The sequence below is a fragment of the Edaphobacter sp. genome, from assembly GCF_035532915.1.
In the GTDB taxonomy this organism is placed as follows: Bacteria; Acidobacteriota; Terriglobia; order Terriglobales; family Acidobacteriaceae; genus Edaphobacter.
On the sequence record NZ_DATKQC010000420.1, the window covers coordinates 1 to 11,061 of the forward strand.

An 11,061-nucleotide genomic window follows, 5' to 3' on the forward strand; every position below is an offset into this window, starting at 1 on the left:
TAGGCAAGCCCCTGATCGCCGTAAACCATCTGGAAGGTCATATACACGCTGTGCTGATGGAGGCTCGCCAGCGCTCCGATGCCCCCATGGAATTGCCGCTGCTGGCGCTCGTCGTCTCTGGCGGCCACACGCATCTCTATCTGGCGCAACAGAGCGAACAGGGCGCGTGGAGCTATCGCAACGTCGGCCGCACCGTGGACGACGCAGCAGGCGAGGCCTACGACAAGGTTGCGAAGCTCCTTGGCCTTGGATACCCCGGCGGCCCCTGGATCGACGCTCTTGCCCGACACGGAAATCCCCGAGCAGTGACCTTCAACTTCGCCCAGATCAAGCCCCGGCCGCATCGCGAAGGTATATCGATGCCGAATAAGAAGGCGCCGCTCTCCACAAGCGGTCCCGGCTTCGACTTCTCTTTCAGCGGGATCAAAACCGCCGTCCTGCGCTACGTCGAGACCCATGACATGCGGGAGAGCATCGAAGCCCGGCGCAAGGCGATTGCCGCAATGGGCGACACGAAGCCCGATATCGCCGCAATTGCCGCACTCTGCGATGCGCAGACGCTCGACTTGATCGCGTCGTTCCAATACGCCGTCGTCGGCAATCTCCTTCGCCAGACCTTCGCTGCAGCGGAGTCCTTCGGTGCCCGTGGCATCGTCGTATCCGGCGGCGTAGCGGCCAACAGCGAGCTTCGGCGCCGTCTTCAGGCAGAGGCCGACAAACGGGAGCTGCCCATCGCCTTCCCGTCGCTGGCGCTTTCGACCGATAACGCCGCCATGATCGCCGCTGCGGCATGGCCGAAGTTTTTAGCAGCAAATTTCGCGACCGAGGATCTCGCCGCGACCCCCCAGCTTCGGCTGGGGCAATCCTAAAGATCGCCGCCGCGCGAAAGCACCCGTCCATCAGCTAAAATCGACAAGGATTCCAAGGAGAGCAGTCTGCACCGCGCCCCGCGCTCGGCTGCGGCAGGATTGAGCGCAAGTGGCAACGATAGAACTCTTTAACACCCTCAGCGGAAAAGTTGAAGCACTGGCACCTGTAGGCGCACCGGAGCTGCGAATGTACTGCTGCGGTCCCACCGTCTACGACTACGGCCACATCGGCAACTTCCGCACCTTCCTCCACGTCGATGTGCTGCGCCGCTTCGTCCGCCAGCAGGGCATCGATACCAAACACGTCATGAACGTCACTGACGTCGACGACAAGATCATCCGCAACGCCGCCGCCGCAGGCGTTTCCATTGCCGAGTACACGGCCAAATACGAGCGCGCCTTCTTTGAAGACCTCGATGCGCTTGGCATCCAGAAGTCGGAACACGTCGCTCATGCCACCAGTTGCATTCCCGAGATGGTCGGCCTCATCGAAAAGCTCGCCTCCAAAGACATCGCCTACCAGGCAGAGGATGGAAGCTGGTACTTCCGCATCGCTCGTTTCCCGGAGTACGGCAAGCTCTCGAAGAAAGACTTCGACGGCATCGAAGATGGCGCTCGCGTCGATGTTGACGAGTACGAAAAGGATGCCGCCCGCGACTTCGCCCTGTGGAAGGCCGCCAAGCCCGGCGAGCAGCACTGGGACACACCTCTCGGCTCCGGCCGTCCCGGCTGGCACATCGAGTGCTCCGCCATGGCGACGAAGTTTCTTGGCGACTCCTTCGACCTCCATGCTGGCGGCGAAGACCTGATGTTTCCGCATCACGAGAACGAGATCGCACAGTCAGAATCGGCCAGCGGAAAGACCTTCGCTAGGCACTGGATGCACGTTCGCTTTCTGCTGGTCGAAGGCAAGAAGATGTCGAAGTCGGAGGGCAACTTCTACACGCTCCGCGATCTTCTGCTCAGGGGCTACCGCGCCTCGGCCATCCGTTTCCTGCTCATCTCCGTGCCCTACCGGCACCAGATGAACTTCACCTTCGAAAGCCTGGCCGAATCGACCAACGCCATCGAGCGCTTGCGAACCTTTCATCAGCGCATGTTGAAGGGCGGCTTTGCGGATGGCCTCGATGCCGACGTCGCCGCGGCAACCGCAAAGGCGGAGCGGGGGTACACCGCATCGCTGGCCAATGACCTGAACACCGCCGAAGCGCGAGCGGCCATCTTCGACCTGGTTCGTACGGCCAACTCAGCTGCCGACGCCGGTACGCTTCACGCCGGCAACGTCGTCGAAATCCTTCGCGTGCTCGATCTCTTCGATGGCGTCTTCGCTGTACTCGAAGATCGGGACGCAGCCCTCACCCGCGCTGCGCTTGCGTGGGCGGAGGCAGAAGGCCGTCTCGGCGAAGCGGCTCCAGAGCTTCTCAATAACCTCTCGCTTGGCGATGAAGAGATTGATGCGCTTGTCGCTGAACGCACACAGGCTAAGAAGACCCGCAACTTCGCTCGAGCCGATGCCATTCGCAACGATCTACTTGCCAAGGGCATCCTCATCGAAGACTCGAAAGACGGAGTTCGCTGGAAGCGAAAATAGGACGTTCCTGAAGTTCGATTAATTCGACGCAGCGCGTACTGGATGGAGTTTAATCTCCACCCTTAGGCCGAAGACTCGGCCTGTCCTCTCAAAGTAGAGTGGTGGCTCACCGTTAATATTTTTCTACTGCTAACGGCAGAGGCCATGTACTCCGAGGACTATTCATGAAAAATAAAAAGCAGTTGTGTTCGTTCTTTGCTCTTGTAGCGCTGGTATGTGTCAGTGGCCGTGCTATTGCTCAGGGATGTGTTGCCGCCCACTCTAACCAGCGCCCAATCGATCAGCTCGTTAGAAGTGATGAGGGTGGCTCAGGCAGCATGTGGTCAATCCACAACCTTACCGTTGATATTGGTTATCGCGTCTTTAATTCGAACAAGTATTTTCAGGGGACGAATGAAATTGCACGTCCGACAGCGGTAGAAAACCACCAGAATATATTCGACATCGGTGTCCAGTACCGGGTATCTCCTCGCTGGAGCTTTATCGCCGATGTTCCCGTTTACAACGGCACCCGCAACCAGATCTATCCGCCGTCCGGAATCTATCAGGTCAGCGGGCTAGGGGATATCACTCTTGGCGCACAGGCCTGGATCTTCCGCCCGCCTACTGAGAATGGCGGCAATATCGCAGTCAGCGCTTCTCTCAAACTACCTACAGGTATTGATAACGCAACGGGATCGGCCCTCTATCAAGGGAAAATCATTAAAGCCACAGCAGATCCTTCCATGCAGCCAGGCGATGGGGGATGGGGATTCGTTCTGGGTTCGCAGGCTTATAAGTCCCTTTGGCGCCGGTCCGATGTCTATATCGAAGGGCAATATTTATTCAACCCCGAAGACACCAACGGTGTTCGCAGCTTTCGCAGCCAGCCAGGGCAGGGCATTCTCTCCGTCACTGACCAATACCTCTTTCGTGCCGGCCTTTCCCAAGGAGTTCCAAAGGTCCGTGGGCTGGCGCTCGGTCTCGGAATGCGAAGCGAAGGCGTCCCGGTCCGCGACCTGCTCGGCGACAGCAATGGGTTTCGCCGTCCGGGATCGATTATCTCTCTCGACCCCGGTTTGATGTACAACTTCCGAACCACGGTCTTGTCCATCAACGGCCCATGGGCGCTGTATCGCAACCGTCCGCCAAGTGTGCCCGAGATTCAGCACCATACTACGAATGGAGATGCCTTCTTTGCCGACTATACGGTTATTGTCAGTCTCTCCCATCATTTTTAGCCACCTTCCTGCGATAAATCGATGAAAAAACTATTCTCTTTGATGTTGTGTCTGGTGTGTCTTTTCGCGGCTCGAACGGCGGACGCAAAAGGTATTCCAAACCCGACGCTGAAAGATCTTTCAGGGCATTCGCAGCGGCTCTCCGACTTGCAAGGTCAGGTTGTCGTGCTCAGCTTCTGGGCGACATGGTGTGTTCCATGCCGCGAAGAGCTGCCGCGGCTTTCAGCCCTGAGTACAGAGTTTGCAGGCAAAAAAGTTCACTTCGTTGCCGTGTCGATCGACGATACAAAGGACCGCGCCAGGATTGAGCCATATCTGACTCGCCAGAATATCCACCTCGATGTATGGGTGGGAGGCAACGCCGATATGTTAGGGCACTTCGGGCTTGGCGATATCGTTCCGGGCACGCTGATCCTCGATGAACAAGGGCAGGTCATTACGCGCATCATGGGAGAGGCGAAGGATGACGATATACGCAGCCGGCTCGATTGGCTGCTGAATGGGCGTCAAGGTCCCGCGCCTGAACCGAAGCTGAAACGCTACTAACATTTATTGGTGTTGAAGGACGGTCGCGAGCAGCGAGGCCGCTCCATTCCATGCAATCTGAACGCCGATGCAGAGCAGAATGAAGGCAACGACTCTCAGGATGCCGTGTGCGGTCGCGGGAGAGATCTTTCGCGTGATCTGCGGTGCATAGGCATAGCACACGTAGACGAGAGCACTTAGCACGATCACTGCGATCAGCAGGCCAACGTGTGCCAGCACATCTTCGCTGATCATTTTTTTTGAGGCATGGGCGCTCAGCGTCAGCATCACGACGATACAGCCCGGGCCAGCGGTTACGGGGAAGGTGAGTGGATAAAACGTTCCCTGTTCCAGGCTGTTCTTCCTGGCGTCCTCGTTGCTTTTAACCTCCTGCTGGGCGGCCTTGACCGTGGACTGTGCGTCCTTCTCATTCAGCAGCGACCAACCCATTGCTGCAAGTACAAAGCCTCCTGCCACCTGCATGATGGGTAGCGAGATGCCGAAGAAGCGGAGCAGCGCCGAGCCCAGCAGTTCAATCACGGCGAAGAAGAGGACAGTGTTGATTGCAATGCGGCGCGCAAGCGACCGGTACACTTCAGGCGGTACAACGCCGACAAGGCCAAGAAATACCAGCGCCGAACCGAGCGGGTTCACGACCGGGAGTAACGCGCTGAACCCGAAGGCAAAGTACTTCCAAAGCAGAACCATAGCTCTTGCTCCATACATCACGGCAACAGGAATCGATGCTCTTTCTAGAACGATAGTCTATAGAGGATTCGTGCAGTTGTATCGCTTGTTTACGCCTTGCGACCGACGGCGATATCTTTGACCTCGGCCGGGAGTGCTCCTGTCTTCAACTTCGCGCTGGTGACGAGAAAGACTGCCAGCAGGATCGAAGCCATCCCAATATACTCCGCCCTAACGAAGCGCTCATGGATGAAGATGGCGCCGAGGATGACGGCGATCAATGGGTTGATGTAGGCATAGGTCGTGACCTTCGAGACGGCGACGTGGTTCAGAAGGTAGATGTACGCCGTGTAGCCCGTCAGCGAACCGAAGGTCACAAGGTAGAAGATGGCAGACCATGCCTGCACATTCCAGTGCGAGCCGCGGTAGCCGCCCGATACGAGCAGGATGCCGGTGTTGAAGATTCCGCCGAAGAGCATCTGCCAGCCCGCCGCTGCGAACCCGCTGATCCCGATGGTCGAGCGCCGTGAGATGACGGAACCAGCCGTCCAGCAGAATGCGCCGGTAAGGATGATTACGGTGGCGACGATCTGACGCGGGTCGCCGTGGAAGCTGCTCCGCAGGCTCGGAGAGACCAGAAACGCCAGGCCGATGAAGCCGATGATAATGCCGATCCATCCCCTCGAAGGCAGGCCTTCGCCAGCGGGAAGAAGCATCTCGATCAAGGCGGCGAACAGCGGGATGCCTGCGACCAGAAGCGCTGCCAGGCCGGTGGAAAGATAGAGCTCCGACCAGAGAACGGCCGTGTTGCCGCAGCCAAGCATAAGGACGCCGATGATCGCCAGCACACCGAATTCGCGACGGGTCGGCAGCATTCGCACCCTGCGAATCGCGCAAAACGCAAGAAGGATAGATCCGGAGATGAGGAAGCGCGTACTTGCGATCACGAATGGCGGCAGCTCATCCAGACCATAACGCATAGCCAGATAGGTAGAACCCCAGAAAAAATAAACACAGAGAAACGAAATCAGGATTCGCGTGCTGTTTGACGAGCTTTGCGTGGAGGGGGTCACTCACCTATGCTACGACGCTGGCCCATCAGGTTTCGCATATTTTCGCTCGCACCCGTAGGCCACAACGCAAGAGGGACGTCGACACAACCTGGTCCATGTCTCCGTTGCTGGCTCCGGCGATATCTGCATGGCGATGAAAACGAGAAAGAGACAGAGATGAAAGTGCGATGACAAGCTCCTTGGTTTGATAGGTTCAGGATGAGTGATTGAGTCGGATGGAAGCTCAAAGAGTCACAGATGCGCGAGGCGGCTGGCATAAACCAGTCCCACGTCGCGCATCGTGCTACTTCTTAGAATCTGTTTAAAACTCCTTAATCAAGCAATCTGTAATCAAACTTGTCATCCTTCGCCGAAGGCGGAGGACCTGCTGTTGTGGTTGTCCTTGCTTTTGCCTGTTCTTGATCCGTGCCATCGGTCAAAATCGGTGTTAAGCCTTCAGTTTTTAAACAGCCTCTTAGAAGTTGAGCGCTACCTGTCCACTCACTGTCCTTGGCGAAACGAAGTGCGTTCCGCTGAACGTCGAGAGGAAGTTGTACAGTGCATATTTATTGGTTACGTTCACTGCGGTCACGCTCAGGTTGGTTTTAAACCGCTCGCGGCGCAGGATATTGTCCCATCCGGCAGCCATATCGAACATCGTGCGCGGAGCAACGCGCGGCGGATTGCGGTCATCGTTCTCCGTTCCCGGCTTCGGCAGCGACAGCAGCGGAGACGAAAGTTCGCCGGTCGGGCAACTGGTCAACGGCGCGGCGAGTGTAGCCTGCACATTCCCGCAGCGCAACAGAATCTGTGACTGCTGGTCAGCGGTAAGGTAGGTAAGGTCGGTAGGATTCTGACCATTGTCAATCGGCGCATTGCCTGCCACCAGCCCGCTCTCATACCGCCACGTAATGCCATACCACGGGCCTCGCGGCTTGGGCTGGTATTGCATGTGCGTGGATTGCTGAAACGCCTGGTCGTGGTCGATTCGGAAGGGCACACCAGCAGGTACGGGAGAATCGTTGAACAGAATGCCACCAACCTCCGGCCCGAAGAAGCGCGACCGCGTGTGTCCAAGCACCGAGTAGGCCGAGACGCCATGCGTCATAGGAACCGTGACCTTGATGCCGAAGCCATCGATCTTCGACTTCTGCCACTGGATCGGAAACGCCAGCGGTGTATTGAGCAGAACGTCGAAGTCGTAATCGCGGTCGGTGTACTTCCAGAAATACTCTCCATTCACGACGAGGTGTTTGCCGAAGCCCTGCTCGAACCCGGCATCGTACTGGTTGCGGCCCGCAGGCTTCAGCGCGACGGCGGCGCCTGCGCCTTCGAGGCCACCGACGCCGGTTGAGCTTGAGACGATCAAATTCTCGTTATAGGGAGTCAGGAAGAGCTTGCCGTAGCCCAGGCGCAACACGGTGTTGGTGGCCTTGACGTTATAGGTCGCTCCCAGTCGCGGCTCTACCATCGAGCGGCTGCTGAGGCCGTTGTAGTTGTCCACGCGCGCGCCTGCCAGCAGCGACCAGTTTCTCCACACGATGTTGTCCTCGAGGTAGATCGCCTCCTGCTTAATGTCCGTGTGGCCGTTGAAGTGATACAGCGATCCGCCGCGGGTCAGGTCGTAAGCTCCGGTTCCCGTGTTGTAGTTCGGATTTGCCGTGTCTCCAGCTGGGCAATTATTGGGATCGTCTGAATCAGGATTGGTATCCGGAGCGCCGCTCGCGTTCAGGCATGGTGCATTGAATGTCGGATCGGTAATGCCGAGAGAGAAGCCTTCATTCAGGAACGTGTGATAGAACATCGCTCCGACTTTGAAGCTGTGGATTCCATGCGAATAGCTGTAGTCAACTTTCATGCCTGCATTCTGCAGCCGCCGCGACTGTGCCAGCGTTGCAGGCGTATCGCTGAACGGGTCCTTGCTGGGAAAGTAGTGAAAGTTGTCCTGGCGCAGATAAGGGTTGACCGAGATCAAGCTGTAGGCGTCGATGATGTGCGTCCACGAGGGCGAGAGGTTATAGCTGAAGATCTTTCCCCGCTGGTCCTGTCCAATTGCCTGCTGGTCGAATTGGTTAGGATTCTGAAACCAGCTACGCGAGGCGCTCAGGTTCAGTTGCAGAGAGTCTGCCTGCGTGGGGTGATAGTCGATGCGGTCAAAAAAGTTCTCGTTGTTGCCATGCGCGTGCAGAGGTTGCTGTTCCGGCGTGTCGAGATACCGTCCACTGTCCACCGCGTCGAAGCTGCTGAAATTTCCCAGTCGCTGATTTCCAAATCCCAGCGCAGCGCTTCCGTTTGTCGTTCCGAACGAGCCATAGTTCATGGAGAGCGAGCCGGTCGGATGCGGCAGCCCAAGTCCTGATCGCGTCGTCGTCTGCACCACCAGCGAGGCCTTGTCGCCATACTCCGGCGGCGCAATTCCATCGATGACGTTGATCGACTGAATCGCGTTGAGCGAAAGCTGGTTGCCGAAGACGCGGCTCTGCTGGTCGCTCACCGGCTGGCCGTCGATCGAGTAGGTCGTGTCCGCGTGCTCGCCCATTGGGTGAAACAAGCCGTTCGAGTCCGAAGCGATTCCCGGTGTGCTCAGCGTTACCAGAGAGCTCAACGGAGCGCTGGTGCTCTCCGTCGGCAGCCGCGCAAACAGCGATCGGTCAACCGAGGTCGCCGAAGTCGGATCGCTGTTCACCATGTCCGATGCCTCTGCATCGACAGTGACGCTCTGGGAGCTGGAAGCGACTGATAGTTGGAAGTTGACGGCGGTGTTCGATGCAGACCGCAGCATCGTATCTTTCGTTGTTGGCTGAAAGCCCGAAACGACCACCGACATGTGATAGCGGTTGAAGGGAAGGTTGTCGAAGTGATACTGCCCGTTCGCATCCGTCTGCGTCGTCTGCTTGTAGCCGCTGATGGGATTCTGAATGGTGACTACGGCGCTTGAGAGCACTGCGCCGGTGGTGTCGGTCACGGTTCCCGCGATGTTGCCGCTGGTTCCCTGCGCCAGCGCGCCGCCGACCAGAAGGACGAGAGAAAGAGCGAGGAAAGAAAGTCGAGATGGAATGCTTCTGTGCATAAAGATAGGCCGATTCCTGATGCCTCGAAAGGCAACATTTTAAAAAGCGCGATGACGCGCGAGCGCGTAGTTTGCGGACAGAAGATTTAATTGGGGAAACTTCTCTGTCGCTGCTTTAAATGAAGGAGGGATTGCTATCGGCAGCAGGAGGCCCGCGACTGGCCATCTCGAAACGCCAGTTGAAGGACCGCGATGTATCGGAGGCAACTGCGCTCAGAGGTTCTATCTCGAGCGTCGGTGCCGGAGCCAGGTGCAGCGTCGCCGGCAATGCGGAGTGCATCGCCATGCAAACCGGGCAATGATCTTCGGGCGGCGGCTGGTTGTGATGCGAACTTTGCCGGAGCGAAGACTGCTCAGCATGGGTGTGGCAGGCTTGCGCCGCACTCATGAAGGTGATCATCAGAATGCAGAGCGCAGCGATCATCCGCATCCATACCACTGGCTGCTGACTGTTCTTTCCGCGTTGGAGATAGCTCTGCATTGGATATTTCGCGCTTCTATCTGTCTAGCACATCCCGGGATGCAGGCCAAACAGCGGCGATCGCAATTTCCGCAATATCCCGAGGTTGAGCGCGTCTAAAACGTTGGGACTAAACTGTCGAAGCTGACCTTTATGATTAAGACGAAGCCACTGCCCGTAACGTTTCTTTCCGCCTCGCTTTTGCTCCTCGCCGGGCTGATGATCTTCGCCGTGCGCCCCGGCAATGCGGCTCCGCCTTCGCAGAAGACGCTGCCCGCGGCGGACTCTGCCACCGCACCGCACCGCACTCGCCTCTATCTTAAAGACGGTAGCTATCAGATCGTGATGAGCTACCGCATCTCCGGCAACCTCGTGCATTACGTCAGCGCCGAACGCGACGGCGCGGCAGAAGAGATTCCGCTGCCGCTTGTCGATCTCGACGCGACGCACCGGTGGGAGAAAGAGCACTCTCCGGCGCAGGAGGGCGACAGCACTGCCAGCGGCGAACCTCCCGCTATCGATCCCGAACTGCTCAAGGAAGAGGCTGACCGCGCCTCGCTCACTCCCGAGGTCGCCAAGGATCTTAATCTTCCCGAGCAGAACAGCCTTCTCGCCCTTGATACCTTCCGTGGCGTGCCCGAACTGGTTCCTCTGTCCCAGAACGACAGCGATTTGAATCGCAATACCGGCCACAACATCCTGCGCGCCGTTATCAATCCGCTCTCCAGTCCGCACCAGGTTGCACAGCTCAAGGGAGAACGGTCGTACGTGCAGCTTCATGTCGCGTCGCCTGTTTTCTACATCCGCGTCGGCGATGACAACGTTCCGTCCACCGGCGGCACGCCGCTGACGGTCGACACGCACGGTGCCTCGAACGCCATCAAGCCCGACCCGGCTAGCGGCTCCACCAGCGACCGTTACGTTATCGTTCGAGCGGACGTCCGCACCGGGGTCCGCGACATCGCCAGCTTCCGCATCGGCCTGCTCGGCACCGGTCAGCCGCAGGAGGATGTGGTTGAAACCACTTCCGAGGTTCTCCCCGGCGGCCACTGGATGAAGCTGACGCCGCAACAGCCGCTCGACTTTGGCGAGTACGCCTTGATGGAGGTCATCTCGGACAAAGTGGTTAACCTGAGCGTCTGGGACTTCGGCGTTCACCCGGTCGCACCCGAAAACCGAGACGTCATCAAGCCCGAACCCAAGCGCCCGCTTACTCTCGAACGGCGCGGCCCGGACTAAAGGAGCCGCTGAGATTGGATCGTTGGGTGGAGCCACCCCCCGGGGGTACCTTGCCTGTAAAGTCTATTGATTCAGGCGTTTACGCGGTTTATTGCTTGCAAAATATTCATATTGCTGGGGTTGCGGGTAAAATATTGATTCTAAAGCAGATATTTTCCAGGTGTGGTTTTGTGATTCGAGCAAAACGCAGATTCCCTTCGATAATGACAAACAAAGGAAGCTACACCTGAGAGGAAATAGCGAAATAGTAAAGCTCCGCACTGTTGCTGGGCTTAACTTATTTTTAGGCTGTTTCCAGTTTAACAAATTGGATCTAACTGTTTTGCAGTTTTCCGGAGTTTATTTTCT

General features: G+C 57.6%; 9 protein-coding genes. 5 read left to right on the forward strand and 4 right to left on the reverse strand.

Annotation, left to right across the window (positions count from 1 at the left end; all coding sequences use genetic code 11):
• The 4 genes from VMU57_RS19695 to VMU57_RS19710 all read left to right on the forward strand — a co-directional run.
• Positions 1-869 (forward strand): tRNA (adenosine(37)-N6)-threonylcarbamoyltransferase complex transferase subunit TsaD (locus VMU57_RS19695; RefSeq protein ID WP_325386538.1); only part of this gene is annotated, 869 nt, incomplete at its 5' end.
• A gap of 109 nt (positions 870-978) precedes the next feature.
• The gene (cysS, locus tag VMU57_RS19700) at positions 979-2,460 is read left to right on the forward strand and encodes a cysteine--tRNA ligase (protein ID WP_325386540.1); all 1,482 of its coding nucleotides are present in this window, start codon (positions 979-981) and stop codon (positions 2,458-2,460) included.
• 164 nt (positions 2,461-2,624) lie between these two features.
• A complete protein-coding gene (locus tag VMU57_RS19705) occupies positions 2,625-3,680 on the forward strand; it encodes a hypothetical protein (RefSeq protein WP_325386541.1) in 1,056 nt (351 codons plus the stop codon).
• Between the two features lie 21 nt (positions 3,681-3,701).
• On the forward strand, positions 3,702-4,226 hold the full coding sequence (locus VMU57_RS19710) for a TlpA disulfide reductase family protein (RefSeq protein WP_325386543.1): 525 nt from the start codon (positions 3,702-3,704) through the stop codon (positions 4,224-4,226).
• Between the two features lie 3 nt (positions 4,227-4,229).
• On the opposite strand, the gene VMU57_RS19715 is transcribed toward VMU57_RS19710, so the two are convergent.
• From VMU57_RS19715 to VMU57_RS19730, 4 genes are all read right to left on the reverse strand, one after another.
• Positions 4,230-4,913: a MarC family protein gene (locus VMU57_RS19715; protein ID WP_325386545.1), complete on the reverse strand. Its 684-nt coding sequence runs from the start codon at positions 4,911-4,913 to the stop codon at positions 4,230-4,232.
• A gap of 89 nt (positions 4,914-5,002) precedes the next feature.
• Positions 5,003-5,965, reverse strand: coding sequence for an EamA family transporter (locus VMU57_RS19720; RefSeq protein WP_325386547.1), 963 nt, complete (start codon positions 5,963-5,965; stop codon positions 5,003-5,005).
• Between the two features lie 454 nt (positions 5,966-6,419).
• Positions 6,420-9,014, reverse strand: a complete 2,595-nt coding sequence (locus tag VMU57_RS19725; RefSeq protein ID WP_325386548.1) for a TonB-dependent receptor — start codon at positions 9,012-9,014, stop codon at positions 6,420-6,422.
• 115 nt (positions 9,015-9,129) lie between these two features.
• Positions 9,130-9,495 (reverse strand): DUF2946 family protein, encoded by a 366-nt coding sequence (locus VMU57_RS19730; protein WP_325386550.1) that lies wholly within the window; start codon positions 9,493-9,495, stop codon positions 9,130-9,132.
• Positions 9,496-9,627: 132 nt separating this feature from the next.
• Here VMU57_RS19730 and VMU57_RS19735 point away from each other — a divergent pair, with 132 nt between their 5' ends.
• Complete coding sequence (locus tag VMU57_RS19735) at positions 9,628-10,713, forward strand: hypothetical protein (protein WP_325386552.1); 1,086 nt, start codon at positions 9,628-9,630, stop codon at positions 10,711-10,713.
• The last annotated feature ends 348 nt before the right edge of the window (positions 10,714-11,061 follow it).